At 64.7% G+C, this 25,963-nt stretch carries 24 protein-coding genes and 3 pseudogenes; 7 read left to right on the top strand and 20 right to left on the bottom strand.

Translation table 11 applies throughout. From position 1 onward, the window contains the following. Positions 1–82 precede the first annotated feature (82 nt). The 6 genes from NVV79_RS19320 (at position 83) to cobM (ending at position 5,158) form a co-directional block, all read left to right on the top strand. Positions 83–721, top strand: coding sequence for a hypothetical protein (locus NVV79_RS19320; protein ID WP_303992893.1), 639 nt, complete (start codon positions 83–85; stop codon positions 719–721). Positions 722–723: 2 nt separating this feature from the next. Beyond that, the gene (locus NVV79_RS19325; protein WP_303992896.1) at positions 724–1,356 is read left to right on the top strand and encodes a precorrin-8X methylmutase; all 633 of its coding nucleotides are present in this window, start codon (positions 724–726) and stop codon (positions 1,354–1,356) included. Beyond that, positions 1,353–2,075, top strand: coding sequence for a precorrin-2 C(20)-methyltransferase (locus NVV79_RS19330; RefSeq protein ID WP_303992899.1), 723 nt, complete (start codon positions 1,353–1,355; stop codon positions 2,073–2,075). The genes NVV79_RS19325 and NVV79_RS19330 overlap by 4 nt, the downstream gene beginning before the upstream one ends. Beyond that, positions 2,072–2,833: a precorrin-3B C(17)-methyltransferase gene (locus NVV79_RS19335; RefSeq protein WP_303992902.1), complete on the top strand. Its 762-nt coding sequence runs from the start codon at positions 2,072–2,074 to the stop codon at positions 2,831–2,833. Before NVV79_RS19330 ends, NVV79_RS19335 begins: the two co-directional genes overlap by 4 nt. Positions 2,834–3,009: 176 nt before the next feature. After that, entirely contained in the window at positions 3,010–4,221 is a 1,212-nt protein-coding gene (gene cbiE, locus NVV79_RS19340) for a precorrin-6y C5,15-methyltransferase (decarboxylating) subunit CbiE (RefSeq protein ID WP_303992905.1), read from the top strand. Positions 4,222–4,399: 178 nt separating this feature from the next. After that, the gene (cobM, locus tag NVV79_RS19345) at positions 4,400–5,158 is read left to right on the top strand and encodes a precorrin-4 C(11)-methyltransferase (RefSeq protein WP_303992908.1); all 759 of its coding nucleotides are present in this window, start codon (positions 4,400–4,402) and stop codon (positions 5,156–5,158) included. A gap of 54 nt (positions 5,159–5,212) precedes the next feature. Here the strand turns inward: cobM and phnE (NVV79_RS19350) are convergent, their stop codons facing one another. The 11 genes and pseudogenes from phnE (NVV79_RS19350) to phnG form a co-directional block, all read right to left on the bottom strand. Beyond that, positions 5,213–6,532 (bottom strand): phosphonate ABC transporter, permease protein PhnE, encoded by a 1,320-nt coding sequence (phnE, locus tag NVV79_RS19350; protein ID WP_303992911.1) that lies wholly within the window; start codon positions 6,530–6,532, stop codon positions 5,213–5,215. Beyond that, positions 6,529–7,488, bottom strand: coding sequence for a phosphonate ABC transporter, permease protein PhnE (gene phnE / locus NVV79_RS19355; protein WP_303992913.1), 960 nt, complete (start codon positions 7,486–7,488; stop codon positions 6,529–6,531). Before phnE (NVV79_RS19355) ends, phnE (NVV79_RS19350) begins: the two co-directional genes overlap by 4 nt. 151 nt (positions 7,489–7,639) lie before the next feature. Further along, positions 7,640–8,548: a phosphonate ABC transporter substrate-binding protein gene (gene phnD / locus NVV79_RS19360; RefSeq protein ID WP_303992916.1), complete on the bottom strand. Its 909-nt coding sequence runs from the start codon at positions 8,546–8,548 to the stop codon at positions 7,640–7,642. 67 nt (positions 8,549–8,615) lie between these two features. Further along, complete coding sequence (gene phnC / locus NVV79_RS19365; RefSeq protein ID WP_303992918.1) at positions 8,616–9,449, bottom strand: phosphonate ABC transporter ATP-binding protein; 834 nt, start codon at positions 9,447–9,449, stop codon at positions 8,616–8,618. A gap of 252 nt (positions 9,450–9,701) precedes the next feature. Then, on the bottom strand, positions 9,702–10,316 hold the full coding sequence (locus NVV79_RS19370; RefSeq protein WP_303992921.1) for a DapH/DapD/GlmU-related protein: 615 nt from the start codon (positions 10,314–10,316) through the stop codon (positions 9,702–9,704). Beyond that, positions 10,313–11,015: pseudogene (gene phnL, locus NVV79_RS19375) on the bottom strand (phosphonate C-P lyase system protein PhnL). Before phnL ends, NVV79_RS19370 begins: the two are co-directional and overlap by 4 nt. Positions 11,016–11,196: 181 nt before the next feature. Next, the gene (gene phnK / locus NVV79_RS19380) at positions 11,197–11,970 is read right to left on the bottom strand and encodes a phosphonate C-P lyase system protein PhnK (protein ID WP_303992923.1); all 774 of its coding nucleotides are present in this window, start codon (positions 11,968–11,970) and stop codon (positions 11,197–11,199) included. Positions 11,971–12,093: 123 nt separating this feature from the next. Continuing rightward, complete coding sequence (locus NVV79_RS19385; protein WP_303992925.1) at positions 12,094–12,975, bottom strand: alpha-D-ribose 1-methylphosphonate 5-phosphate C-P-lyase PhnJ; 882 nt, start codon at positions 12,973–12,975, stop codon at positions 12,094–12,096. Then, on the bottom strand, positions 12,972–14,060 hold the full coding sequence (locus NVV79_RS19390) for a carbon-phosphorus lyase complex subunit PhnI (RefSeq protein WP_303992927.1): 1,089 nt from the start codon (positions 14,058–14,060) through the stop codon (positions 12,972–12,974). The genes NVV79_RS19385 and NVV79_RS19390 overlap by 4 nt, the downstream gene beginning before the upstream one ends. A 1-nt stretch (position 14,061) precedes the next feature. Next, complete coding sequence (phnH, locus tag NVV79_RS19395; protein ID WP_303992929.1) at positions 14,062–14,661, bottom strand: phosphonate C-P lyase system protein PhnH; 600 nt, start codon at positions 14,659–14,661, stop codon at positions 14,062–14,064. A gap of 1 nt (position 14,662) precedes the next feature. Continuing rightward, positions 14,663–15,118, bottom strand: coding sequence for a phosphonate C-P lyase system protein PhnG (phnG, locus tag NVV79_RS19400; protein WP_303992931.1), 456 nt, complete (start codon positions 15,116–15,118; stop codon positions 14,663–14,665). Between the two features lie 76 nt (positions 15,119–15,194). On the opposite strand from phnG, the gene phnF reads away from it, so the two are divergent. After that, entirely contained in the window at positions 15,195–15,920 is a 726-nt protein-coding gene (gene phnF, locus NVV79_RS19405; RefSeq protein ID WP_303992933.1) for a phosphonate metabolism transcriptional regulator PhnF, read from the top strand. Positions 15,921–16,027: 107 nt separating this feature from the next. Here phnF and phnN read toward each other — a convergent pair whose 3' ends face one another. The 9 genes and pseudogenes from phnN to NVV79_RS19450 form a co-directional block, all read right to left on the bottom strand. Then, entirely contained in the window at positions 16,028–16,603 is a 576-nt protein-coding gene (phnN, locus tag NVV79_RS19410) for a phosphonate metabolism protein/1,5-bisphosphokinase (PRPP-forming) PhnN (RefSeq protein ID WP_303992937.1), read from the bottom strand. After that, positions 16,600–17,748 (bottom strand): alpha-D-ribose 1-methylphosphonate 5-triphosphate diphosphatase, encoded by a 1,149-nt coding sequence (locus NVV79_RS19415; protein ID WP_303992940.1) that lies wholly within the window; start codon positions 17,746–17,748, stop codon positions 16,600–16,602. Before NVV79_RS19415 ends, phnN begins: the two co-directional genes overlap by 4 nt. Before the next feature lie 79 nt (positions 17,749–17,827). Then, positions 17,828–18,877 (bottom strand): sn-glycerol-3-phosphate import ATP-binding protein UgpC, encoded by a 1,050-nt coding sequence (locus NVV79_RS19420; protein ID WP_303992943.1) that lies wholly within the window; start codon positions 18,875–18,877, stop codon positions 17,828–17,830. A 1-nt stretch (position 18,878) separates the two neighbouring features. Next, positions 18,879–19,727 (bottom strand): sn-glycerol-3-phosphate ABC transporter permease UgpE, encoded by an 849-nt coding sequence (gene ugpE / locus NVV79_RS19425; protein WP_303992946.1) that lies wholly within the window; start codon positions 19,725–19,727, stop codon positions 18,879–18,881. A 9-nt stretch (positions 19,728–19,736) separates the two neighbouring features. Further along, complete coding sequence (gene ugpA, locus NVV79_RS19430) at positions 19,737–20,621, bottom strand: sn-glycerol-3-phosphate ABC transporter permease UgpA (RefSeq protein ID WP_303992950.1); 885 nt, start codon at positions 20,619–20,621, stop codon at positions 19,737–19,739. 55 nt (positions 20,622–20,676) lie between these two features. Continuing rightward, the gene (gene ugpB, locus NVV79_RS19435) at positions 20,677–22,005 is read right to left on the bottom strand and encodes a sn-glycerol-3-phosphate ABC transporter substrate-binding protein UgpB (RefSeq protein WP_303992953.1); all 1,329 of its coding nucleotides are present in this window, start codon (positions 22,003–22,005) and stop codon (positions 20,677–20,679) included. Positions 22,006–22,334: 329 nt separating this feature from the next. Then, positions 22,335–24,079, bottom strand: a pseudogene (locus tag NVV79_RS19440) (ABC transporter ATP-binding protein). An 11-nt stretch (positions 24,080–24,090) separates the two neighbouring features. Continuing rightward, the gene (locus tag NVV79_RS19445; protein ID WP_303992955.1) at positions 24,091–24,399 is read right to left on the bottom strand and encodes a hypothetical protein; all 309 of its coding nucleotides are present in this window, start codon (positions 24,397–24,399) and stop codon (positions 24,091–24,093) included. Positions 24,400–24,486: 87 nt separating this feature from the next. Then, positions 24,487–25,957 (bottom strand): annotated as a pseudogene (locus tag NVV79_RS19450) (NAD-dependent succinate-semialdehyde dehydrogenase). Positions 25,958–25,963: the final 6 nt, after the last annotated feature.

The raw sequence follows: 25,963 nt of genomic DNA on the forward strand, positions 1-25,963 counted from the left end.
CCTGTCGGCACTCAAGGCCGATATTCGCCTCACCGCGATCGGTTCCAGCCAATGGGCCTGCTCGGTCGGCGGGCGAAGCGACGTGATCCTGCGCAATGACGCACTGATGATCACCCTGCGCCACCTGCGCCAGATTGCCGATCTGGGCATAACGGCCCGCGCCACCGACCTCGCCGGGTCAGCCGCGACGCCCCATCGCACCAGATCCATTTCCCCCATCGGCATCCTGGCTCTCCGCGACGGCACAGCCACCGGCATCGCCCTGCCCTTCGGCAGCAGCGACCATGCCGCGCTCACCGCGCTTGCCGATACCGCTATCAGCCACGGCATCACCGAACTCCGCCTCGCCCCGCATCACGCCCTGCTCGCGACGGGCGCGCCGCTGGCCTTCACCGCCGAAGCCGCCGCCCTCGGCTTCGTCACCTCCCCCGACGATAACCGCACCCGCATCAGCGCCTGCATAGGCTCCGATGGCTGCGCCTCCGGCCACGTCCCCGCCCGCGCCATAGCCGCGCGCCTCGCCCCGCATCTCGCGCCCGTAACCAGTCTCCACGTCTCCGGTTGTGCCAAGGGCTGCGCCCATCCGCGCCGCGCCGATGTGACGCTAGTGGGCCGCGCCGATGGCTATGGTCTTGTCATATCCGGCATGGCGGGCGATACGCCACAGGCACTGTTGCGTGCGGACCAGCTTGAGTCCGCCGTCGCGCACCGCCAGGGATGACGATGCACCACTATGACTACATCAAGGATGGCGACGCGATTTACCGCCAGTCCTTCGCCATCATCCGCGCCGAGGCCGATCTTTCGGCCTTTTCGGCCGATGAAGCCGAGCTTGCCATCCGCATGATCCACGCCGCCGGCTCGGTGGAAGCCGCGCAGCATTTCGAGTTCGGCCCCGGCTTCGTCACCGCGGCCCGCGGTGCGCTGGCAGCCGGTGCGCCCATTTTCTGCGATGCCGAAATGGTCGCCCGTGGCGTCACTGCCGCCCGCCTGCCCGCCCATAACGAAGTCATCTGCACCCTGCGCGATCCGCAGACGGCCACCATCGCCGCCGAAATCGGCAATACCCGCTCGGCCGCCGCCTTGCGCCTCTGGCTGCCGCGCCTCGCCGGCTCGGTCGTCGCCATCGGCAATGCGCCAACGGCCCTGTTCTTCCTGCTCGAACTCCTGCGCGACGGCGCCCCGAAACCCGCCGCCATTATCGGCATGCCGGTCGGCTTCGTCGGCGCCGCCGAATCCAAGGCGGCCCTGGCCGAACACTCCTATGGCGTCCCCTATGCCGTGGTCCGTGGCCGCCTCGGCGGCTCCGCCATGACGGCCGCCGCGCTCAATGCCCTGGCGAGGCCAGGCATATGAGGGGCAAACTGACAGGCGTCGGCACCGGTCCGGGCGACCCGGACCTGCTCACGTTAAAGGCCGTCCGCGCCATCGAAAGTGCCGATGTGGTCGCCTGGTTCGCCAAGCAGGGCAATGCCAGCAATGCCCGCGCCATCGTGGCCGACCGGATTACCACCCAGATCGAGGAACAGCTCGGCTATCCGGTCACCACCGAGATCGACCGCCGCCACGACGACTACAAGAGCGCCACATCGGCCTTCTATGAAGAGGCCGCTGCCCGCATCGCTGCCCATCTCGATGCCGGCCGCAATGTCGCCGTGCTCAGCGAGGGCGATCCGCTCTTCTATGGCAGCTACATGCATATCCATGTGCGTCTGGCCCACCGCTACGACACCGAGGTCATCCCCGGCATATCAGCCATGTCCGGCTGCTGGTCGCAGGCCGGTCTGCCGCTGGTGCAGGGCGACGATATCCTCTCCGTCCTCCCCGGTACGCTGGACGAAGTCGATCTCAGCACCCGCCTCAACAACACCGATGGCGCCGTCATCATGAAGGTCGGCCGCAACCTGCCCAAGATCCGCCGCGCCATCGAAGCCGCCGGGCGCCTCGACAGCGCCGTCTATGTCGAACGCGGCACCATGGCCAATGGCCACGCCATCCGCCTCGCCGACAAGCTGGACGACATCGCGCCCTATTTCGCCATCGTCCTCGTCCCCGGCTGGAGCAGCCGGCCATGACCGGGCGCCTCACAGTGGTCGGCACCGGGCCCGGCAACCCCGATCAGACTACGCCCGAAGCCACGGCCGCCATTACCGCCGCCCACGTCTTCTTCGGCTACGGCCCCTATCTCGACCGCCTCACCCTCCGCCCCGACCAGCGCCGCGTCGCCTCGGACAACCGCGAGGAACTGGCCCGCGCCAAGGATGCGCTGCACACCGCCGCCTCGGGCGAACAGGTCTGCGTCGTCTCCGGCGGCGATCCCGGCGTCTTCGCCATGGCCGCCGCCATATGCGAAGCCATCGAGGCCGGCCCGCCCGCCTGGCGCGCCGTCGATCTCAGCATCGTGCCCGGCGTCACCGCCATGCTGGCCGTGGCCGCCCGTGCCGGCGCGCCCCTAGGCCACGATTTCTGCGCCATGTCGCTGTCAGACAATCTCAAGCCCTGGACCGTCATCGAGGCCCGCCTGCGGGCCGTGGCTGGCGCGGGCCTGGTCATCGCGCTCTACAATCCCATCAGCAAGGCCCGCCCCTGGCAGTTGGGCACCGCCTTCGCCATCCTGCGCGAAGTCCTGCCCTGGACCACGCCGGTCATCTTCGGCCGCGCCGCCGGCCGCCCCGACGAAGCCATCGGTATCATGACCCTTGCGGAAGCCGATCCGGCCAAGGCCGACATGGCCACCTGCGTCATCATCGGCTCGCCGGAAACCCGCATTATCGAGCGCGAAGGCCTGCCCCCGCTGGTCTATTCGCCGCGCTCCATCGGAGGCGGGTCATGAAGGGCTCAGTACAAATGGATCATTCCGCTTGCATGGCCCCACCCCACCCTCGATCCCTCCCCATCGAGGGGAGGGAGGCGCGAGCTCAGAGGCCCGTGTTCATCGTCTCCCCTCCCCCTTGTGGGGAGGGATCAAGGGTGGGGGCACCGCGCCATCCACCACGCTGGGCGTGCCTCATGACCACCCCTTGGCTCTCCATTGTCGGCATTGGCGAAGATGGCCTCCCCGGCCTCGGCACCGCCGCCAGGGCCGCTATCTCCGATGCCGAGGTGGTCTTCGGCGGCTCCCGCCATCTCGCCCTCGCCGCGTCAGCCATATCAGGCGAAGCCCGGCCCTGGCTCCCGCCCTTCTCCGCCTCCATCGACGCCATCATCACCTTGCGCGGCCGCAAGGTCTGTGTCCTCGCCTCGGGCGATCCGTTCCATCACGGCGTCGGCGCCACCCTCGCCCGCCATATCGACGCCAGCCAGATGCGGGTCTTCCCGCATCCCTCATCCTTCAGCCTCGCCGCCGCCCGCCTCGGCTGGCCGCTGCAGGACGTGCTCGCCCTCTCGCTGCATGGCCGCCCGCTCGATCTCATCCGCCCGCATCTCCATCCCGGCGCCCGCATCCTCGCCCTGACCTCGGACGAACACGGCCCCGCCGCGCTGGCGAAACTGCTCAGCGAAGCCGGTTTCGGCATTTCCATCGTCACGGTTCTGGAAGCCCTCGGCGGTCCAAACGAAACCGTGCGCTCCCACGTCGCCATGAATTTCGCCCTAACCGATATCAACCCGCTCAATATCTGCGCCATCAGCGTCGTCGCCCTGCCCGGCGCCCGCATCCTGCCGCTGACGCCCGGCCTTGATGACGCCCTGTTCGAGCATGACGGCCAGATCACCAAGCGCGAAATCCGCGCCCTCACGATCGCGGCCCTCGCCCCGCGGCGCGGCGAGCTGCTCTGGGATATCGGCGCCGGCTCGGGCTCCATCGCCATCGAGTGGATGCTGGCCGATCCGAGCCTTTCCGCCATTGCCGTGGAGGCCGATCCCGAACGCGCCGCCCGCATTTCCCGCAATGCCAGCGCCTTCGGCGTCCCCGCCCTCAAACTGGTCATCGGCACCGCGCCCGCGGCCCTCGAAAATCTCGAACCGCCCCACGCCATCTTCATCGGCGGCGGCGGCTCCGATCCCGGCATGCTCGACGCCGCCATCGCCGCCCTCCGCCCCGGCGGGCGTCTGGTCGCCAATGCCGTGACGCTGGAAATGGAAGCCCTGCTCCTGGCTCGTCACGCCGAGCAGGGCGGCAATCTCACCCGGTTCTCGGTCGAACGCGCCGACGCCATCGGCGGCATGGCCGGCTGGAAGCCGGCGCGGTCGATCGTGCAATGGGTGTGGGTGAAGCCATGAGAAAAAGAGCCCCCTCATCCGCCCCTTCGGGGCACCTTCTCCCACAGGGGGAGAAGGGAAACCCGGTATTCGCACCAAACGCGGAGCCACCCCTCGCCCCTCGTGGGAGAGGGTGGTTTTCCGCGTTCAGCGGAAAACCGGGTGAGGGGGTTTCTCCGCTTGCGCTGAGCTTCATGCCATGACCATCCATTTCATCGGCGCCGGCCCCGGCGCGGCCGATCTCATCACCGTGCGCGGCATGAAGCTGCTGCAAGCCTGCCCCGTCTGCCTCTATGCCGGCTCCATCGTGCCGCCGGACATGCTGGCCTGGTGCGGGCCCGATACCCGCCTCGTCGACACCGCCCCGATGTCGCTGGACGAGATCGAAGCCGAATATGTCCGCGCCCACGCGGCGGGGCAGGATGTTGCCCGCCTCCATTCCGGCGACCTCTCCGTCTGGAGCGCCGTAGCCGAACAGATGCGCCGGCTCGACCGCCTCGGCATCCCCTATACGCTCACCCCAGGCGTCCCCGCCTTCGCCGCCGCCGCTGCCGCGCTCGGCCGCGAGCTCACCATTCCCGCCGCCGCGCAGAGCCTTGTGCTCACCCGCGTTTCCGGCCGCGCCTCGCCCATGCCATCAGGCGAAACCCTCGCGGCCTTCGGCGCTACCGGCGCGACTTTGGCGATCCACCTCGCCATCCACGCCCTCGACCGCGTCGTGGCCGAGCTGACCCCGCTCTATGGCAAGGACTGCCCTGTCGCCGTGGTCTTCCACGCCTCCTGGCCCGACGAGAAGATCATTCGCGGCACCTTGGCCGATATCGAAGCGCGCTTCGCCGCCGACCCGGTGGAGCGCACCGCCATCATCTTCGTCGGCAAGGGCTTGGGTGAAGCCGATTTCCGTGAAAGCTCGCTCTACGATCCGGACTACCAGCGGCGGTTCAGGGACCGGAAATAGGTCCAAGCGCGGCGCGATCTTTCAGCTTCGCCCGCCGGTCATGGCCTCGCCGGCTTAATGTGCCGCCGGCCCGATCAGTCGCGAGCGGATCGCGTTCGATACATTGTCGAACAGGAACACCACGCCCAGAATCAGCAGCACCATATAGGCCACCTTGTCCCAGTCCGAATTGGTGCCCATGGCTTCGAGCAGCTTGAGCCCGATGCCCCCGGCGCCCACCGCGCCAATAATGGTGGCCGAGCGCGTATTGCTCTCCCAGAAATACAGCGACTGGGAAATGAATACCGGCAGCACCTGTGGCACCACGCCGAAGCGGTTGACCGAAGCCGGGCTCGCGCCGACCGATTTCACGCCTTCGCGCTGCTTGTCATCCACATTTTCCAGCGCCTCGGCATAGACCTTGCCCAGCGCCCCGGTATCGGTGAAGAAGATCGCCGCAATGCCGGGAATAGGCCCCGGCCCGAAGCCGCGGGTGAAGAACAAGGCCCAGATCAGCATGTCGATGGAGCGCAGGAAATCGAAGCCGCGCTTCATCAGCCAGTTGGCCGCCCGGTTCGGGGTGATGGTCCGCGCCGCGACGAAGGCCAGCGGGAAGGCGACCAGCGTGGCGAACAGCGTGCCGACAAAGGCCATGACCAGCGTCTGCATCAGTTTGGCGAGGATATCGGCATGCTGCCAGGCCCGGTTGCCCAGCCATTCGCTCAACACCTGCTGGCCGTGGCCGGTAAAGATCAGCCCGACAGTATCGAACAGGTCATTGCCCCAGAGCGGCGAGCGCGGATCGTAGAGGAAGTTGGCCCAGCCCAGGAACCGGCGCTGCACCGCCACCTGGTTGTCGCGGATTTCCGCCTGCCCGGCAAAGCCGTAATGCACCACCACCTTCCTGCCATCCTGCTCAATGGCAGCAGGTGCGCCCTCCGGGGCAAAGGCGCCGTCATCGGTAATGGTCACCGGCCAGGGCGCGCCATCGACATAGACATCCACCTGGCTGGTGGTGATGTCCAGCCGGTCATCGTCGCTGCCGAAAGTGGCGGTCATGCTGCCGTCGTCATGCGGGGTCAGCCAGTCGATATCCGCACCTTCGGCATATTGCCCGCGGCTCGACCATTGCGGCACCACCGCGCCATCCTCGAAGCGCAGCCGCGGCTGCGCCCGCCAGCTATACCAGTCCTGGATATAGATGCCGGCGCGGTCCCACTTGCCGTTCTGCAGAGCCGGCCCGACGCTGAAGAAGAACCAGCAGAACACCAGATAGAGCAGCGTCAGCCCGATGCCGACCAGCAGCCCCCAGCGGCGCATGAAACTCTGGCGGAAGACTTCAGGATATTTCTTTTCGAGCCGGCTGCGCTCGGCGAGGCTGATCGCGGTCATCATGCGGCTCCCCGGCCCAGTTCGAACGATTGGTTGCCCACCAGCCGGCGCCGCAGCCAGCCCGAGAACTGGTCGATGCAGACGATGGTCACCAGCAGCAGGATGACGATGGCATAGGTCTTGGCGGCATGGTCGCGGCCGATGGAGAGGCGGAACACCTCGCCGATACCGCCGCCGCCCACCGCGCCGATAATGGTCGAGGCGCGCACATTGATCTCGGCCCGCAGCAAGGTGTAGCTGACGAAATTGGGCAGCACTTGCGGCACGATGGCGAAGCGCACCCGCTCCAGCCAGGTCGCCCCCACCGAGCGCAGCCCTTCCTCGGGCTTCATGTCGGCATTCTCGACCACTTCGAAGAACAGCTTGCCCAGCGCGCCGATCGTATGCAGCGACACCGCCGCGATGGCCGCGATCGGCCCGATGGACAGCACCGCCGTCAGCAGGCCGGCAATGACGATTTCAGGAAAGGCGCGCAGCACTTCCATGATGCGCCGCACGATCCAGCGCACCGCGCCCGCGCCAACCAGGTTGGTGGCCGCGAAGAAGCACAGGCAGAAGGCGATCGAGCCGCCGATAATGGTCGAGACCACTGCGATATTGACCGTGATGATGAGCTGGTAGACGAAATTGGGAATGTAGAGGCTCTCGGTCAGGTAGTGCCGGTCCGAGGTGTAGTCATATTTGAGCGAGCCGTCGTAATAGGGCGACTCGATATCGAACATGGCCCGGAAGATTTCGAGCGGGTCGTTCGGCACGAAATTCTTGAGGAAATCAAAGAGATAGGGGATGCGGTCGAAGAACTTTCCCGAGTTCGCCGCGTTGGCGTAATTCATCGCCGCAAACAGGGCCACCAGCACCAGCAGCACCCCGATCACCGAATAGACCCGCCGCGTCAGCACCTGGCTGCGATAGTGCCGCAACAGGGTTTCGCTGGCGGGGGAGAGCGGGACATCGGTCATGGGGCACCGGACTTTCAAAAATGCACGGTGTCATTCCGGCGAAGGCCGGAATCCATCCTGAGATGCCTCCACGCGCAGGAGGCGTTGATCGACCTCAGGATGGACCCCGGCCTTCGCCGGGGTGACACCGTGCTTGTTGGACGTTCTGGCCTCAGCCGCCGATCACCGACTTACGGGCGTCGATGATGGTCTGGTAGAACTGCTGGTCGGCCGGGGCAAAATCCACATAGCCGCCGCCGGTAAAGCTGTCGAAGCAGTCGAAATCGGCTGCCGGCAGGCCCACGAAATAGGCGCGGACCTTTTCCTTCATCTCGTCGCTGAGATTGTTGGAGACCATCAGCGGGCCGTTCGGGATGATCGGGGACTGCCAGACTTCCACCAGGTCGTCCATGTCGAGCATGCCCTTGTCGACCATGATGCGCAGGTTGCCGGTGGTGTAGCCTTCGCTCCAGTTGCCCTGGCCCGAGCCGAAAGTGGTGCCCACGTCCCAGGTGCCGTCGAGCACGCCGAGAACCAGGTTTTCATGGCCGCCGCCAAAGCCGGTTTCGCTGTAGAATTCGGCGATCGGCATGCCCAGGTCGGTCGGCAGCGACACGTTCGGCACCAGGTAGCCCGAGGTCGAATCCGGGTCGGCGAAGCCGAGCTTCTTGCCCTTGGTCGAGGCGAGGTCCGTGATGCCGCTATCGGCGCGGGCGACCATGATCGACACATAACCGGTCGAGCCGTCCTGCTGCTTGGTGGTCAGGATCGGGTCGACGGCTTCCGGGTCGCTGAGATAGATCGAGGCATAGGACGAGGCGCCCATGATGGCGATGTCGATCGTGCCGCCGAGTAGGCCCTGGATGACGCCGTTATAGTCCGGCGAGGGGAAGAACTGCACTTCGGCAACGCCGGTGGCGGCCTTGAGGCTGTCGACGACGCATTCGGAACGGCGGAGCTGGTCGCTCTCGTTCTCGCCGCCATCGAGGCCGATGCGCAGGACATTGACGTCCTGGGCGAAGGCTGCGGTGGACATGGTCAGGGCCACGGAGGCCAGCAGGATCGTGCGGATCGCGGTCATGGATATCTTCCTTTGGTGACGCGGGTTTGTCTTCAGCCCGGAAACCGGGCCGCGGAACTTCGGTAAATCAGGGAGCCTGCTGCGCGTTGGTCGGCGTGCGCGGCAGGCGGATGGGAGCGACCGGGGCAATGGAGGTCGACGTCATCGCCTCCGAAAAGGCTTCCTTGAGCCCGTCGGCGCCATAGATGGTACGAGCCACATCGGTGGTCAGCTCGTCCGGCGTGCCGTCGAACACCACCTTGCCCGCGGCCATGCCGATGATGCGCTCGCAATAGGCGCGCGCCGTATCGAGCGTATGCAGGTTGGTGATGACGGTGATGCCCTCGGCATTGATGTCGCGCAGGCTGTCCATGACGATCTGCGCGTTACGCGGATCGAGCGAAGCAATCGGCTCGTCCGCCAGGATCATCTTCGGCCCCTGCATCAGCGCCCTTGCAATCGCCACGCGCTGCTGCTGGCCACCGGACAGCGTCTGCGCCCATTGCATCGCCGTGGCCGCGATATCGAGCCGTTCCAGCGCCTTGAGCGCTTCGAGCTGCTCGGCCGGCGAGAACACCTGCAGCAGGTTCAGCACCGGATTGCGGCCATTGAGCCGCCCCAGCATGACATTGGTGATGACGTCGAGCCGCGGCACCAGGTTGAACTGCTGGAAGATCATGGCGCAGTCGCGCTGCCAGTTCCGCAAAGCCTGCCCGCGCAGCTCCGAGACGCGCACATTGCCGTATTCGATATAGCCCGACGACACATCGGCCAGCCGGTTGATCATGCGCAGCAGGGTCGACTTGCCGGCGCCCGAGCGGCCGATAACGCCGACCATCTGCCCTTGCGGGATTTCGAGGTTCACGCCATCGACGGCGAGTTTGTCGCCAAACCGTCGCGATACGTTGGAAATCTTCAGCATCAGGGTCGCCCGCCGTTGAACTGCGGCAGACCTAGGGCGGGCACGTGAAGCTGGGATAACGATTGAATGACGGTTCGGTGACTATGCACCGGGCAGGTGTGGTGGGGTGTCGCGGCATCGGAGTACCCCCTCCCAACCTCCCCTGATAGGGGGAGGAGCCGCCCGGCGGCCGTGGCAATATCGTGCCGGAAACTCGATGGGATTCCTTCCCCCTATCAGGGGGAGGCTAGGAGGGGGTATCCCACCAAAAAACTATCCCGCATACTTCTCCAGAAACCCCTCCACCCCCAGCTTGCGAAAATCCGGCAGCGCCGCATGCAGCTTCTCGTGGCTCCAGTCCCACCACTTCATCACATCCAGCCGCCCCGCCACATCGTCGCTGAACCGCTGCCTGATCACTCGCGCCGGCACGCCCACGGCAATGGCGAAATCCGCCACATCCTTCGTCACCACGGCATTGGACCCGATGATCGCCCCATTGCCGATGCGCACGCCCGGCATCACCACCGCGCCATGCCCGATCCAGGTATCGTGCCCGATACTGATCCCCTGCCCCGCCCGCCAGTCGAAGAACTCGGCATCATCAGCCTCACCCTCGAAATACCAGCTCGAGCGATAGGTGAAGTGGTGCAGTGACGCCCGCTCCATCGGGTGCATCGAGGCATAAATCCGCACATGGCTGGCAATATTGGCGAACTTGCCGATCTCGGCATAGGCGATCTGCGTATTCTCGACGCAATAGGAATAGTCGCCCAGCGTCGAGCGCGACACATGGCTGCCCGCGCCCACCTCGGTATAGCGCCCCAGCGTCGAGCCCGTCACCTGCGCCGTGGGATGCACATAGGGCTTCTCACCAAGCCGGGTCATGCCGCCACCTTCGGCGCGAACGCCGTCACATCGACAATGCGATCCGCCACCTGCACCCGCACATCCTCGTCATGGAAAATGCCCAGCAGGGCGACACCATCAGCCTTCTTCTCCGCGATCATCGCCACCACCACGGCCCGATTGGTCGCATCGAGCGAGGCCGTCGGCTCGTCCAGCAGCAGCACCGGATGGTCGGTGATGAAGCCGCGCGCGATATTCACACGCTGCTGCTCGCCGCCCGAAAATGTCGCCGGCGGTAGGCTCCACAGCCGCTCCGGCAGGTTGAGCCGCGCCAGCAGCTCTTTTGCGCGCTGGCCGGCTTCATCCCGGTCCACCCCGCGGATCACCAGCGGCTCAGCCACCACGTCCAGCGCCGACACGCGCGGCACCGTGCGCAAAAACTGGCTGACATAGCCGATCGAGATCCCGCCGCAGCGTCAGCACCGTGCGCGGATCGGCCGTAGCCAGATCCACCGCCTCGCCATGATGCCGGATGACGATCGCCCCGGCATCGACGCCGTAATTGCCATAGACCATCTTGAGGATCGAGCTCTTGCCCGCCCCCGATGGCCCGCCCAGCACGACGCATTCGCCCGGCTGGACTTCGAAATTCACATTCTCCACCACCGGCAGAACCACCCCATCGCGCAGATGCATGGTGAAGGTCTTGGCGAGGTTGCGGACGGATAGCGCGGTCATTGGATGGCTCCTGCAAGCTCAGGGAAAGACCCCCTCATCCGCCCTTCGGGCACCTTCTCCCACGAGGGGAGAAGGGGACCTGGTGTTTGGGCCAGAGTGGAGTTCACCTTCTCCCCTCGTGGGAGAAGGTGGATCGCGCGCAGCGCGAGACGGATGAGGGGGTGGGATGTCTCAGTCATCGCTAAACCTGCAAAATCGAAGAAACCAGGAGTTGCGTATAAGGCTCGCGCGGATCGTCCAGCACCCGATCCGTCAGTCCCGCCTCGATCACATGCCCGTCCTTCATAACCATCATGCGATGGCTCAGCAGCCGCGCCACGGCCAGGTCATGGGTCACGACGACAGCCGCCAGCCCCAGTTCCCCCACAAGGCCCCGCAGCAAATCGAGCAGCCGCGCCTGCACCGACACATCGAGCCCACCCGTCGGCTCGTCCATGAACACCAGCCGCGGCCCCGTCACCAGGTTCCGCGCGATCTGCAAGCGCTGCCGCATGCCGCCCGAAAAGGCTCGCGGCTGGTCGTCGATACGATCCGCCGCGATCTCCACCCGCCCGAGCCAGTCCAGCGCCGTCTCGCGAATATGCCCATAATGCCGGTCGCCCACCGCCATCAGCCGCTCGCCCACATTGGCGCCGGCCGAGACCGTCATGCGTAGCCCATCGGCCGGATTCTGGTGCACGAAGCCCCAATCCGTCCGCACGAGAAACCGCCGCTCGGCCTCGCTCAATTCATAGATATTGCGCCATTCCCCGTCGCGCATGCGATAGAGCGTGCGCCCCGCACTCGGCTCCAGCGTGGCCGATAGGGAATTCAGCAAAGTGGTCTTGCCCGATCCCGATTCCCCCACAATGGCCAGCACTTCGCCCGGCCACAGATCAAAGCTCACATCGGCGCAGCCAAGGCGGGAGCCGTAATATTTAGTCAGGTTCTCGACGCGGAGAAGGGGTTCAGTCATGGCAATGCTCCTTGAAAGACCTCATGGTGAGCTTGTCGAACCACGAGGTCGGGCACACCGATCCTGCCACGACCTCGTCCTTCGACGGGCTCAGGATGAGGTCTACTGGGAAAGTCTCTCTGCTCATTCCGCCGCCTCCACCGCGTGCCCCGCCAGTGCTCCGCGATGCCCTTCGGCGCGGCGGCTTTCGCAATTGTCGGTGTCCGAACAGACATACATATGCCCGCCCCGATCATCCAAGATCACCTCATCCAGATAGACCTGCTCCGCCCCGCACAAAGCACAGGGTTCCTCGAAATGCTGGATGGCAAACGGATGATCCTCGAAGTCCAGGCTCACCACTTCGGTATGCGGCGGCACCGCATAAATCCGGTGCTCGCGCCCTGCCCCGAACAGTTGCAGCGCCTCGCTCATATGCATCTTGGGATTGTCGAATTTCGGCGTCGGCGACGGGTCCATCACGTACCGCCCCTCGACTTTCACGGGGTATGCATAGGTCGTGGCGATGCGCCCATGCCGGGCGATGTCCTCATAGAGCTTCACATGCATCAGCCCGTATTCTTCCAGCGCATGCATCTTGCGCGTCTCGGTCTCGCGCGGTTCGAGGAACCGCAAAGGCTCGGGGATCGGCACCTGATAGACCAGGATCTGCCCCTGCCCCAGCACGCGTTCGGGAATGCGATGCCGCGTCTGGATGATGGTGGCCTCGCCCGTATGCGTGGTCGTTTGCACCTGCGCCACCTTGGCGAAGAAGGCACGGATCGATACCGCATTGGTCGTATCATCCGCCCCCTGGTCGATGACCTTGAGCACATCTGATGGACCGATGATCGACGCCGTCACCTGCACCCCGCCGGTGCCCCAGCCATAGGGCATAGGCATTTCGCGGCTGGAGAACGGCACCTGATAGCCCGGAATGGCGATGGCCTTGAGAATGGCCCGCCGGATCATCCTTTTGGTCTGCTCGTCGAGATAGGCAAAATTGTATTGGGCGGTGGTGGTCATTCCGCGGCCTCCTTCAGTTCGGCCGCTTCATGCTCGGCCCGCATGCGCCGGATCAGGTCCAGCTCGGCCTGGAAATCCACGTAATGCGGCAGTTTCAGATGCTCGACGAACCCCGTCGCCTGCACATTGTCCGAGTGCGAAATGACGAATTCCTCGTCCTGCGCCGGCGCCACCACGTCCTCGCCGAACTCCTTCGCCCGCAGCGCCCGATCGACCAGCGACATGGCCATGGCCTTGCGCTCGGCCTGTCCGAAGACCAGCCCATAGCCGCGCGTGAATTGTGGCGGCACCTTCGCCGAACCCTTGAACTGGTTGACCATCTGGCACTCGGTCACGCGAATGCGCCCCAGGCTCACCGCAAAACCCAGCTCCGGCACGTCGAATTCCACCGCGACTTCGCCAATGCGGATTTCGCCGACAAAGGGATGGCTCCGCCCATAGCCGCGCTGCGTCGAATAGCCGAGCGCCAGCAAGAAGCCCTCGTCGCCCCGCGCCAGCGCCTGCAGCCGCAGATCGCGATCCAGCGGAAAATCCAGCGGCTCGCGCGTCAGGTCGCCCACTTCGCGGTCCGGGTCGGTTTCGCCATCGGGCTCCATCAGCCCCTGCCGCCCCAGCAGGTCGGTCACCCGCGGCGCCTGCGCCGCCTCGGCTTCCCGCGTCACCGGCGCGGGCACCTCGTCCGAGACAATCGTCGGGTCGAGCAGCCGGTGGGTATAGTCAAACGTCGGCCCCAGCATCTGCCCGCCGGGCAGGTCCTTGAAGGTCGCCGAAATCCGCCGCTCGATCAGCATGGCCCCGGTATCGACCGGCTTCGAATAGCCGAAGCGCGGCAGCGTCGTGCGGTAGGCCCGCACCAGAAAGATCGCCTCGATCAGGTCGCCCCGCGCCTGCACCAGTGCCAAAGCCGCCAGCTCGCGGTCATACAACGAACCCTCGCCCATGGCCCGGTCGACCGCGAGGCCGAGCTGCTCCATGATCTGGTCGAGCCTTAGCGCCGGCACCGACCGGTCGCCGCGCCTTCGGTCCGCCAGCAGCGCATGGGCATTGGCAATGGCGGCTTCCCCGCCCTTGACGGCTACATACATCTCAATGTCCTTCCGCAATCCGCGTCGAGCGCGGCAGTGCCAGTACCGCGCCATCGGCCACCAGCAGCAGGTCCACCCCGCGCGGGAACAGCTCGCGATTGGCAGCCCATTGCGCCACGAAACCCTCGGGCAGCCCGATGGGGCTGATATTGAGGTGATCCCTGATTCCCGGCCCGCGAATGACCAGCTCGTCGCCACCCTCAAGCGCGGTCACGCCAAGCACGATGGTAGTCGACCGGTCGGGGTATTCCTGCGTGCCGAGATTGAACGCATCGAAGTCAGGCAGCTCGTTCGCCGACCCGGCAAAAGCGAGTACCGCATGCCCGGTTTCGCTCACCATCGGCGCGCCGGTATGGAACGCCACAAAGCCTTCCACGCCTGCCGTCTGGCGCAGCTCATCGCTCAACCAGATTGACGTGTCCTGGTCGCTCAACGTTAACAGTGTGCTAACCAATTCGCCCGTGAGGGGACCATGTGCGGGCGCCAAATCCGCGAATTTCCTGATCGTTCCGGGATTGGCCAAAGCGTCCATAATCGCCCGGAAACTGCTCTGCGCCTGCCGCACCGGCTCGGCAAATCCACCGTCGAGACCGATATCCATTTCAGTTATCCCCGCGCACCATGGTAAAGAAATCGACCCGTGTCGCCGCCGCCTCGTCGCGCCTCTTGCCGTCGGCCTCCGCCGCAAGGGCCCGCAACGGCTCGATAATTTGCGCCTCGACCGCATCAGCATCGCGCTGCCACAGCGCGTCGATGACAGCGATCGCCTCCGCCTTGGCGAGGTCCCGGCCCAAACAATACCCGTGCCCCACTTCCCCGCTTACAATGCGCACGCTGGCGCGGCTCACACTGGCCTCGCCCAGGTTGAACGGCGCCCCGCCGCCACCAGCGCGGCCGCGCACCATGACCAGCCCGACCTCGGGCCCGCGCACGAACTTATGCACGGGCTTGTCGGGCCAGCTTTCCCACAACTCGGCCAAAGCCCGCGCCGGGGCGGCGGCCAACACATCCAGCGCCGCCTTGCGCGCGCTGCTATCGATGGAGGGTTGCGTCTGCATGCTTGCCTCGATTTGTCTAATAGACTAGACAATTAATGTCCTTATTCTGGTCCTACGCTTCTCGTGTGAAAATGCAATGACAGTTTCCAAAGACGTTTCCGGCGGGGTGGCCCTGTGGCGGCGCATAGCCGACGCCATCCGCCTCGACATTGTCGGCGGCAAGCTCGCCAGCGGCGACCGCCTGCCCACCGAAGCCCTTCTGGCCGAACGCTTTTCTGCCAATCGCCACACGGTGCGCCGCGCTCTCGCCGTGCTCGCCGAAGAAGGTGTAGTAGGCGCCGAACAGGGCCGCGGCACCTTCGTCCGCAGCGCCCGGCGCCTCTCCTATCCCATCGGCCGCCGCACAAGATTTCGCGAAGGTCTCAAGGGCCAGGCCGCAAGCCTCGTCTCGCACAGCCTTAGCCACCGTATCGAGAATGCAACCGCCGCCGTAGCCGCCGCTTTGGGCCTCAAGCCCGGCGCCAAAGTGGTGCGCACGGAGGGCCTGTCCATCGCCGACGGGCGGCCGATCTCCCGCTCGACCACCTGGCTGCCCTATCGGCTGTTTCCCGATTTCGCCGAGCGGATCGCCCGGCTGCAATCGACGACCGCCGTCTTCGCCAGCTACGGCATAGCAGACTATGCCCGCGCCTCAACGCGCATCTCCGCCCGCCATGCCGATGTCGAAGAGACCAAGCTGCTGGGCCTGGCGCCGGGCGCCATCCTGCTGGTTTCGGAAGCGGTCGACGTGGATTCGGAAGGAATTCCAATATCCTACGCCCTGAGCCGCTTTCCGGCCGAGCGGATGGAATTGGTGGTTTAGGGGGATACCCCCTCCTAGCCTCCCCCTGATAGGGGGAGGAATCCGGCCGGCGAATGGGGCAAGGTCGCGCCACAAACGCGATCTGTTCCTCCCCCTATCAGGGGAGGTTAGGAGGGGGTATCCACCAAAGACTCCACCCCCGCCACATCCATCAACAGCCGGGTAAACTGCATCCCCGCCACATCAAGCGCCCCGGAATTGTCGATCCGCACCGTACTCGCCGGCAGGCCATCGCCCACGCTGCGATCCAGCCGCTGCCTTATCGATTCCGCCGTCTCCCGCCCCCGGCTCGCCAGCCGCTCCGCAAGCACCGCGCGGTCGGCCGTCACCGCCACCACCAGCGCATCGGGGTAACGCGCCACCAATGCCGGGATCATCCCGCGCGACAGGTTGGCCACCACCACGCGCCCGGCCGCAAGATCGTCTTCCAGCGCCACCGGCAGGCCATAGCGCAGGCCATGCGCGCCCCAGCTCAGGGCGAATTCGCCCGCCGCCTCGGCCTCGGAAAACGCCGCCTCGTCCATGCTGTCATGGTCTTCGCTGCCGCCATCGGCGGGGCGCGTCACCACACGGCGCACGAACACCACGCACCCGCCCGCTTCCAGTCGTTCACGGGCAAAGCCGATCAGGCTGTCCTTGCCCACCCCGCTGGGGCCGACTACGGCGACGAAGGTTCCGCTCATATCACCCGCTGGCCCTGCCGCCACACCGTCAGCACGATGGGAATGCCGTCCTCGACGCGCAGATGCACGAAGTCGGCCCGCTTGCCCACGGCGATCTCACCGCGATCATGGAATCCGGCGGCTTCCGCCGGCCGCTTGGTCACCAGTTGGATCGCCTTGGACAGGCTCACTCCCTCCACATTGTCGGCGAGCGAGAAGGCCGATTGCAGCATAGAAAAGGGAATGTAGTCCGAAGACAGGATATCGAGCAGGTCGGCCTCGGCCAGCGCCCGCGCCGACACATTGCCGGAATGGGAGCCGCCGCGCACCACGTTCGGCCCGCCCATGAGAATGGAAAGGCCGGCCTGGCGCGACGCCCTGGCGGCTTCCAACGTGGTGGGAAATTCGGCGATATGCAGGCCCAGATCCACCGCCTCTTCCACATGGGCGCGGGTGGCATCGTCATGGCTGGCCAGCACGATGCCCTGGTCGTGGCAGAGCTGGGAAATCATGCGGCGATGCTTGCTGGAATGGGCCACGGACTGGGCATTGCGCCGGGCCGTGAAGGCATCGAGCTCGGCATCGCTCATCTTGGTCTTGCCCTGGTAATAGACCTTGTAGGCATCGAGGCTGGCGAACTGGCGCTGGCCCGGCGCATGGTCCATCAGCGAGGCCAGCCGCACCAGCGGATCGTCCTTGATGGCGAGGAACGAGTCGAGGCAATCGGGCGCCGAGACCTCGCAGCGCAGATGGATATGGTGCTCGGCGCGCAGGCGCCCGGCATCCATGCCGGCGCGGATCGCCCTGGCCAGAATGCGCATCTCCTCGGCGCTGACATCGGTATCCTCGTCGAGCCCGATACGGATGGCGTCGAGCACGGTGGTGATGCCGGAAGCCGCGATCTGCGCATCATGCGCCTGCACCGCGGCCACCGGATTCCAGCGCACGCGCGGGCGCGGCGCATAGTGGGTTTCGAGGTGATCGGTGTGCAGTTCCACCAGGCCCGGGATCAGGTAATCCCCGTCGAGATCGAGCCCGGTCCGGCTCGGCGCACCGATATCGGTGATGACCCCGCCATCGACCCGCAGCGAGCCTTCCAGCACTTCGTTGGCCAGCACGATCCTTGCATTGGTGAGAACCAGTTCTCCAAGGGTGACAGAGTTCATGACTGACCGATCCTGCAGTGGCGTAACACTGGCTGCGCTAGCCGAATATTATGACGGTTCAACGACATGGCGACGCCTGTTACAGCCGTTTCCCCGTGGCGCGGCTGAATGGATGCAGCGCGTCGGCCGGCAGGGCGAAGTCCAGGCTGGCCGCTTCGACCAGTTCCGAACGGCCCTGGGCGACGATGATCATGGCCTGTTCCAGCCCGGCCACGCGTACATAGAGATGGCTCTCCCCACCCACCGGTTCGATCAGTTCGACCGTCCCCGATAACAAGATATCCCCCGGCGCCGCGGTCCCCAGTATAATGGCGTCGGGACGGATGCCGACAATGTCGGTTCCATCAGGCAGCGCGTCGGGCAGTGTCACGCCGGGCAGCGCCTGCAGAGCCGCAACATCGAGCAGGTTCATCGGCGGCGAACCGATAAAGCCGGCCACGAAGAGCGAAGCGGGCCGGTCATAGAGTTCGGTGGGCTTGCCGACCTGTTCGATATGCCCGCCATTCATCACCACCAGCCGGTCGGCCAGGGTCATGGCCTCGAGCTGGTCATGGGTGACATAGACGCTGGTCGTGCCCAGGCTCCGCTGCAGGCGACGAATCTCGATGCGCATCTGCCCGCGCAGCTTGGCGTCGAGATTGCTCAGCGGCTCGTCGAACAGGAATGCCTTGGGCTGGCGCACGATGGCCCGGCCCATGGCGACGCGCTGGCGCTGCCCGCCCGAAAGCTGGCGCGGCTTGCGGTCGAGGAATTGGCTGATCTCCAGCGTCCGCGCCGCCGCTTCGACGCGGGCATCGATCTCGGCCCGCGGCGTGCCGCGGTTTTTGAGGCCGTATTCGAGGTTTCCCCTTACGGTCATATGCGGATAGAGCGCGTAATTCTGGAACACCATGGCGATGTCGCGCTCGGCCGGTTCCTTGGTATTGACCACCGCGCCGCCGATGGAAATCGTGCCGTCGCTGATGGTTTCGAGCCCGGCAATCATGCGCAGCAGGGTGGACTTGCCGCAGCCCGAGGGCCCGACCAGCACGACCAGTTCGCCATCGCCGATGGCCAGGTCGATGCCGTGGATCACCTGGGCGCCGCCGGGATAGGTCTTCTTGACGCCTGCGAGTTCGATGGCGGCCATGTTATTTCTCCGTTTCCACCAGGCCTTTGACGAACAGGCGCTGCATGAAGATGACGATAAGAACCGGCGGCAGCATGGCCAGCACCACGGCAGCCATGACCAGGTTCCATTGCGGATCGGCGTCGGCAACAGCGGCCATGCGCTTGATGCCCATGACGACGGTATAGAATTTGGGGTCGGTGGTCACCAGCAGCGGCCACAGATACTGCATCCAGCCATAGATGAAGAGGATCACGAAGAGCGCCGCCATATTGGTGCGGCTCAGCGGCAGCAGGATATCGCGGAAAAATTTCATCGGCCCGGCCCCATCGACTCGCGCCGCCTCCATCAATTCATCCGGCACGGTCAGGAAGAATTGCCGAAACAGGAAAGTCGCCGTGGCCGAGGCGATCAGGGGTATGGTCAGGCCGGCATAGGAATTGAGCAGGCCGAGATCGGCCACCACCTTGAAGGTCGGGATGATGCGCACTTCGACCGGCAGCATCAGGGTGATGAAGATGATCCAGAAGGCCAGCGTCCGCAGGGGAAAGCGGAAATAGACGATGGCATAGGCCGAGATGATCGATATGGCGATCTTGGCCACGGCGATGACGATGGCCATGACCAGCGAATTGGCCAGCATCAGCGTCAGCGGCGGCGCGCCCGACGTGGACATGCCCTGGCTCAGCATCTGCCCGTAATTGTCGAGCATGTAGGAGCCGGGCAGCAGCGGCACGACATTGCTCAGGAAGGCGCCGGGCCCATGGGTCGAGGCGATGACGGCCAGATAGACCGGGAAGGCGATGATGATGACGCCGACAACAAGCACCAGATGGGTGAGGACATTCAGCCAGGGGCGGTTTTCGACCATGGAGCGCTCCTAATACTGCACGCGCCGCTCGACGAAGCGGAACTGGACCACGGTCAGGACGATGACGATGAGCATGAGCAGCACCGATTGGGCCGCCGATGAACCAATGTTGAGGCCGAGGAAGCCGTCGGCATAAACCTTGTAGACCAGAATATTGGTGGACTGCGCCGGGCCGCCAGACGTGGTGGCGTCGATGACGCCGAACGTGTCGAACATGGCGTAGTTGATATTGACGATCAGCAGGAAGAAGGTCGTCGGCGACAGCAGCGGCACGACAATGGTCCAGAACCGCTTGAAGGGCCCTGCCCCGTCGATGGCTGCCGCTTCCGACAGCGAGGCGGGCACCGATTGCAGCCCCGCAACGAAGAACAGGAAATTGTAGGAAATCTGCTTCCAGCTCGCGGCCAGCACGATCAGGATCATGGCCTGGTCGGCATTGACGCGGTGGTTCCAGGTCACCCCCATCTGGCCCAGCACATAGCTGAGAATGCCGATGGACGGGTTGAACATGAACCACCACAGAATGCCCGCCACGACAGGCGCCACGGCATAGGGCCACACCAGCAATGTCGTATAGACCCGGCCCGAGCGCAGCAGGCGATTGACTGCCACGGCGAGGATCAGCGACACGCCCATGGCGATCACGGTCACCAGCACGGCGAAGATCAGCGTGCGCCACAGCGCGTTGAGATACATCGGGTCGGCCAGCAGTTTGGAATAGTTGGCGAACCAGATGAACGTCGTCTTGAAGCCGAACGGGTCCTCGCGCTCGAATGAGGATTTGACGGCCTGCAGAGCCGGCCAGATGAAAAAGACCAGCGTGATGGCCAGTTGCGGCGCCAGCAACCCATAGGGCAGCCACCTGTTCGGAAAGATCGTGCGCTTGGTCTGCATGGAGCCTCGCAGATGAATGGGGCCCGGACTGGTGTCCGGGCCCGGCTAGTCGCGATTACTGATTGGCAGCTTCGAATTCGCGCAGGATTTCGTTGCCACGGGCAACGGCGGCGTCCACGCCTTCCTGGCCGGTCTTGGTGCCAGCCAGCACGGCTTCGAATTCCTGGTCGATGACGTCACGCGCCTGGGTCAGGTTGCCGAAGCGGATGCCCTTGGAATTGTCCGAAGGCGTGCCGCGGGTGATCTGCTCGATGGCAATGTCCGAACCCGGATTGGCTTCGTAATAGCCCTGTCTCTGGCCCAGTTCGAAAGCGGCATTGGTGATCGGCAGATAGCCGGTGAACTGGTGCCAGTCGGCCTGGACTTCAGGCTGGCTGAGATAGGTGAAGAAGGCGGCGGCACCGGCATATTCTTCAGCCGACTTGCCATTCAGCACCCACAGAGTGGCGCCGCCGATGATCGAGTTCTTCGGCTCGGCAATGACGTCGTCATAATAGGGCAGCGGGGCAAAGCCGACTTCGAAGCCGGCGGCGTTGGCGATGACGCCGGCGCGCGAGGCCGACGAGTTCATGTAGATGGCGCAGTCGCCGGTATAGAACAGCGGCGGGGCATCGGCACCACCGCCAGGGCCGCCATAGCGGAACAGGCCTTCCTTGCTCCACTTGGCCAGGTTGTCCCAGTGACGGGCCTGGGTTTCGCCGTTGAAGGTGAATTCGGTGGCAAGGCCGCCGAAGCCGTTCTGCAGCGTGCCATAGGGCAGGTCGTGGATGGCCGAGAGGTTCTCGGTCTGGATCCAGCTCACCCAGCCGCTGGTGAAGCCGCAGGACGCAGCGCCGGACTCGACGATCTTCCTGGAGAATTCCTCGACTTCGGCCCAGGTCTTGGGCGCGACTTCACGGTCAAGGCCGGCGGCTTCGAACACGTCCTTGTTGTAGTACATGATCGGGGTGGAGGAGTTGAACGGCATCGACAGGATGTTGCCGTCGGTGTCCGAATAATAGCCGGTCACCGGAGCGAGGAAGCCGGCCGGGTCCCAGGGCTGGTTGTTGTCGGCCATGAGCTGGTAGACCGGATAGACGGCGCCCTTGGCGGCCATCATCGTGCCGGTGCCCACTTCGAAGACCTGCACGATGGCCGGCTGCTCATTGGCGCGGAAGGCGGCGATGGCGGCGGTGAGGGTCTCGGCATAGGAGCCCTTGAACACCGGCGTCACGACATAGTCGGACTGGCTGGCATTGAAGCCATTGGCGATTTCTTCGAGCTTGGTGCCCAGCTCGCCACCCATGGCATGCCACCAGGTGACTTCGGTCTGGGCCAGCGCGATGCTGGAGGATAGGGCTACGGTCAGGGCGGCAAGGCCGGCTGCGAATGAATGGCGAACCATCGGGTCTCTCCTGGCTGTCGGAATATCAGCAGGAGGGCTCCTGCCGGCCCGTCTGATCGCGAGCCCGGCGTGCCTAACAATGGCGATTGACAGTTGGGTGACGGTTCCAAGTCACTCGGGTGACAGTCCCCTGTCATAGGAGGAGTGTTCGTTTTCGGGCTTCTTCGTTAGCCTGGTTCGCGCGGCCTACCCCCACCCTTGATCCCTCCCCACAAGGGGAGGGAGACGATGAACACGGGCCTCCGAGCTGGCGCCTCCCCTCCCCTCGATGGGGAGGGATTGAGGGTGGGGTGACGGGAGCCACCGAAGTCCGAGATGAACTCTTCCCCCTACCCCGCGAGATACCCGAACTGCGCCTTGTGCAGCACCGCATAGGCGCCGTCCTTGGCCAAGAGAGCCTCGTGGCTGCCCTCCTCGACAATGCCGGTTTCATCGATCACCACGATGCGGTCGGCATGCTGGATAGTGGCCAGCCGATGGGCGATGACCAGCGTCGTCCGCCCCTGCGACAGCTCGGCCAGCGAGCGCTGGATCGCCACTTCCGTCGCCGTATCCAGCGCCGAGGTCGCTTCGTCCAGAATCAGGATCGGCGGGTTCTTGAGGAAGATACGCGCAATGGCCACGCGTTGTTTCTGCCCGCCCGAAAGCTTCACCCCGCGCTCGCCGACAACAGTGTCGAGGCCATCAGGCAGGCGCTTGATGACCGATTCCAGACGGGCGCTGTGCACGGCCTGAAGAATTTCTTCATCGCTGGCATCGAGCCGGCCATAGGCGATGTTTTCGCGCAAAGTGCCGCCGAACAGGAAGACATCCTGCTGCACGATACCGATCTGGCTGCGCAGGCTGGCCTGCGTCATGTCGCGAATATCGGTTCCGTCAATGGTGATCGCGCCTTCATTGATTTCGTAGAAGCGCGGCAGCAGGGCGCAGAGTGTGGTCTTGCCGGCGCCGGACGGGCCGACTATGGCGAGGGTTTCGCCGGCCGAGACATCCAGGCTGAGATTATCGATGATCCTGCGGCCGGAATGCTCATAGGAAAAGCTGACATCGCGGAAGACGATGTCGCCGCGCAGGTGATTGACAACCTTGGCGCCGGGGCGGTCGGCAATGTCGGGTTCGGTATCGATCAACTGGGTGAAGCGGGTGAAACCGGCAATGCCCTTGGGATACATTTCGAGCACCTGCGTGATCTGGTCTATCGGGCGCATGAAGACATTGACCAGCAGCAGGAAGCTGACGAAACCGCCATAGGAAAGATCGCCGCGCGTCACCATCCAGGCGCCGAAGATCATGACGGCGAGCTGGATGAGGCGGGTGCTGAGGAAGGTGACCACATTGCTGGCGGTCATCAGCGCATAGGCCTGCAGCTTGGTCGTGCGGTAGGCTTCGTTATTGCCGGCGAAGAGCCTTTCCTCATGCCCTTCATTGGCAAAGGCCTTCACGACGCGTACGCCGCCGATGGAATCCTCGACGCGGGTGTTGAAGTCCCCTACCCGGCCGTAAAGCTCGCGCCAGTTGCTGTTCATGCGCGCGCCATAGGTGCTGACAAGCCAGGTCATGACCGGCACCAGGACGACCGTGATGGCAGCCAGTTGCCAATTGGTCATGAACATCAGCACGAAGGCGCCCAGGAAGGTCATGATCGCCAGGAACAGGTCCTCGGGGCCATGATGGGCGACTTCGCCGATATCCTCCAGACCCTTGGTGACATGGGTGATGAGATGGCCGGTCTTGTGATTGTCGAAGAAGCGGAAACTGAGCTTCTGCAAATGGGAAAAAGACCTGGCGGCGCATATCGGTCTCGATATGGATGCCGAGCATATGGCCGAAATAGTTGACCACACCGCGCAGCACGGCGGTGAGACTATATATGACCAGCAGGACGATGCTGGTGAGGAGAATGAGGCCGAAATTATTCTGCGGCAGCAGCGTATCGATGAAATAGGCCACGGCCAGCGGAAAGGCGAGTTCGAGCAAGCCGGCAATAACGGCGCTGCCGAAGTCGAGGGCGAACAGGCCCTTGTAAGGGGCGTAATAGGAAAAGAAACGCTTGATCATGAAATGGGTCTAACAGGGGTTTGGTGGTCAACCATGGCCGGCCGGCGCTATCGAACGCAGGTCGAACATGTCCTCGTCTTCGTCATGCGCGCCATTTGCCGCCAATGCCTGCTCCAGCGCAACCATGTCAAGCACGGCATGGGGCTGCCAGCCGCAGCGGCAGCCCTGCGGATCGATATGAGCGTCGGCGACTTCGCGATAGAGCGAGCCCAAGGCGGCAGCCATGCATTCGAGCGCCTCGAGCGGCGACATGCGCGTCGAGGCCAGCGTACCGGAATAAGACGCCATCAGTGCCGCACGAACGGCGGCAAAGGTAGCGGTGCGGTCACTGGACATGGCGTTACTCCACTTAAGGCCGGTCGGCAGGCCTTAAGTGGAGTAACATAATCATATTAATATGCAAGCCCGGCCGGCGACGCCCCGTCACCCCCAGGAAACGGCGATATACTTGGTCTCGCAGAATTCGAGGATGCCGTGATGCGCCCCTTCGCGGCCGAGGCCGCTCTGCTTGACGCCGCCAAACGGCGCCGCCGGATCGGAGACAATGCCGCGATTGAGGCCGACCATGCCGCTTTCCAACTGCTCGGACACGCGCAGCCCGCGGGCAAGGTCACGCGTATAGACATAGGCGATGAGGCCATATTCGGTAGCGTTGGCCGCCGTGATGGCCGCGTCTTCGTTCTCGAAGGTAGCGATCGCGGCAACCGGCCCGAAAATCTCCTCCTGCATGAGCGTGGCGTCATCAGCGACGCCGGTGATGACGGTGGGGGAAATAGAAGCCCTGTCGGGCGACCGGCTGACCACCCGTCAGCACTTTGGCGCCGCGGCCCGTCGCATCATGGATCAGGCCGGCAATGCGATCGACCGCGCCCTGATTGATCAGCGGGCCGCATTGCGTTGCCGCCTCATATCCGGGCCCGACCTTCATCGCCCCCATCCGCTCCGCCAGGCGCCGTGAAAACGCCTCGGCAATGCCGGCTTGCACGTAGAAACGATTGGCCGCGGTACAGGCCTCGCCGCCATTGCGCATCTTGGCGATCATGGCGCCCTCGATGGCGGCGTCCAGGTCGGCATCGTCGAAGACGATGAAGGGCGCATTGCCACCGAGTTCCATGGAACAGGAAATCACCGTATCGGCGGCTTCATGCAGCAATCGCCTGCCCACTTCGGTCGAGCCGGTGAAGGACAGCTTGCGCACGCGGGGGTCGTGCAGCATGGCGCTGACCACCGGCCCGGAACGACCGGTCGTGATCACGTTGACGACGCCATCGGGCACGCCGGCTTCGGCGAACAGAGCCGCCAGGGCGTAGGCGGTGAGCGGCGTCTCGGTCGCCGGCTTGAGCACGCAGGTGCACCCGGCGGCGAGAGCCGGCGCAATCTTGCGGGTCGCCATGGCCGCCGGGAAATTCCACGGCGTTACCAGCACGGCCACACCGATTGGCTGGTGCTGGACGATGATCTTGTTGGCGCCCGACGGCGCGGTGGAGATGTCGCCATTGAGCCGCACCGCTTCCTCGGCGAACCAGCGGAAGAATTCGGCGGCATAGGCGACCTCGCCCTGTGCGTCATTCAAGGCCTTGCCATTCTCCAGGCTGATGAGCTGGGCCAGCATATCCTTGCGCTCCACCATCAGCTCGAAGCAGCGCCGCAGGATTTCCGACCGCTTGCGGGGCGGTGTAGCCGCCCAGTTCGGGCCGGCATCGGCCGCTGCCTGCACCGCTGCCATGGCGTCCTCGACGCTGGCATCGGCAATCGCCGCTATGGCGGCGCCGGTGGAGGGATCGATGACGTCAATGCGCTGGCCGGTCGAGCCCGGCATCCATTTTCCACCGATGAACAGGTCGGTCGGCACGGCGGCCATATCGAAACTAAGCTGCGGGGTGATCTTCTGCATCGTGGT

The sequence above is a fragment of the Devosia ginsengisoli genome (assembly GCF_024707105.1).
GTDB classification, from domain to species: Bacteria; Pseudomonadota; Alphaproteobacteria; order Rhizobiales; family Devosiaceae; genus Devosia; species Devosia ginsengisoli_A.

What these genes read in the sequence shown, in the direction of transcription:
- phnK (WP_303992923.1), bottom strand. Translation starts at nt 11,970, where the DNA reads ATGACTGAACCCCTTCTCCGCGTCGAGAACCTGACTAAATATTACGGC.
- NVV79_RS19390 (WP_303992927.1), bottom strand. Translation starts at nt 14,060, where the DNA reads ATGTATGTAGCCGTCAAGGGCGGGGAAGCCGCCATTGCCAATGCCCAT.
- phnN (WP_303992937.1), bottom strand. Translation starts at nt 16,603, where the DNA reads ATGAGCGGAACCTTCGTCGCCGTAGTCGGCCCCAGCGGGGTGGGCAAG.
- phnD (WP_303992916.1), bottom strand. Translation starts at nt 8,548, where the DNA reads ATGACCGCGATCCGCACGATCCTGCTGGCCTCCGTGGCCCTGACCATG.
- phnF (WP_303992933.1), top strand. Translation starts at nt 15,195, where the DNA reads ATGACAGTTTCCAAAGACGTTTCCGGCGGGGTGGCCCTGTGGCGGCGC.
- phnC (WP_303992918.1), bottom strand. Translation starts at nt 9,449, where the DNA reads ATGCTGAAGATTTCCAACGTATCGCGACGGTTTGGCGACAAACTCGCC.
- ugpA (WP_303992950.1), bottom strand. Translation starts at nt 20,621, where the DNA reads ATGCAGACCAAGCGCACGATCTTTCCGAACAGGTGGCTGCCCTATGGG.
- ugpE (WP_303992946.1), bottom strand. Translation starts at nt 19,727, where the DNA reads ATGGTCGAAAACCGCCCCTGGCTGAATGTCCTCACCCATCTGGTGCTT.
- phnH (WP_303992929.1), bottom strand. Translation starts at nt 14,661, where the DNA reads ATGGATATCGGTCTCGACGGTGGATTTGCCGAGCCGGTGCGGCAGGCG.
- cobM (WP_303992908.1), top strand. Translation starts at nt 4,400, where the DNA reads ATGACCATCCATTTCATCGGCGCCGGCCCCGGCGCGGCCGATCTCATC.
- NVV79_RS19385 (WP_303992925.1), bottom strand. Translation starts at nt 12,975, where the DNA reads ATGACCACCACCGCCCAATACAATTTTGCCTATCTCGACGAGCAGACC.
- NVV79_RS19330 (WP_303992899.1), top strand. Translation starts at nt 1,353, where the DNA reads ATGAGGGGCAAACTGACAGGCGTCGGCACCGGTCCGGGCGACCCGGAC.
- phnE (WP_303992913.1), bottom strand. Translation starts at nt 7,488, where the DNA reads ATGACCGATGTCCCGCTCTCCCCCGCCAGCGAAACCCTGTTGCGGCAC.
- NVV79_RS19445 (WP_303992955.1), bottom strand. Translation starts at nt 24,399, where the DNA reads ATGTCCAGTGACCGCACCGCTACCTTTGCCGCCGTTCGTGCGGCACTG.
- NVV79_RS19370 (WP_303992921.1), bottom strand. Translation starts at nt 10,316, where the DNA reads ATGACCCGGCTTGGTGAGAAGCCCTATGTGCATCCCACGGCGCAGGTG.
- phnE (WP_303992911.1), bottom strand. Translation starts at nt 6,532, where the DNA reads ATGATGACCGCGATCAGCCTCGCCGAGCGCAGCCGGCTCGAAAAGAAA.
- NVV79_RS19420 (WP_303992943.1), bottom strand. Translation starts at nt 18,877, where the DNA reads ATGGCCGCCATCGAACTCGCAGGCGTCAAGAAGACCTATCCCGGCGGC.
- NVV79_RS19415 (WP_303992940.1), bottom strand. Translation starts at nt 17,748, where the DNA reads ATGAACTCTGTCACCCTTGGAGAACTGGTTCTCACCAATGCAAGGATC.
- ugpB (WP_303992953.1), bottom strand. Translation starts at nt 22,005, where the DNA reads ATGGTTCGCCATTCATTCGCAGCCGGCCTTGCCGCCCTGACCGTAGCC.
- phnG (WP_303992931.1), bottom strand. Translation starts at nt 15,118, where the DNA reads ATGCAGACGCAACCCTCCATCGATAGCAGCGCGCGCAAGGCGGCGCTG.
- NVV79_RS19335 (WP_303992902.1), top strand. Translation starts at nt 2,072, where the DNA reads ATGACCGGGCGCCTCACAGTGGTCGGCACCGGGCCCGGCAACCCCGAT.
- NVV79_RS19325 (WP_303992896.1), top strand. Translation starts at nt 724, where the DNA reads ATGCACCACTATGACTACATCAAGGATGGCGACGCGATTTACCGCCAG.
- cbiE (WP_303992905.1), top strand. Translation starts at nt 3,010, where the DNA reads ATGACCACCCCTTGGCTCTCCATTGTCGGCATTGGCGAAGATGGCCTC.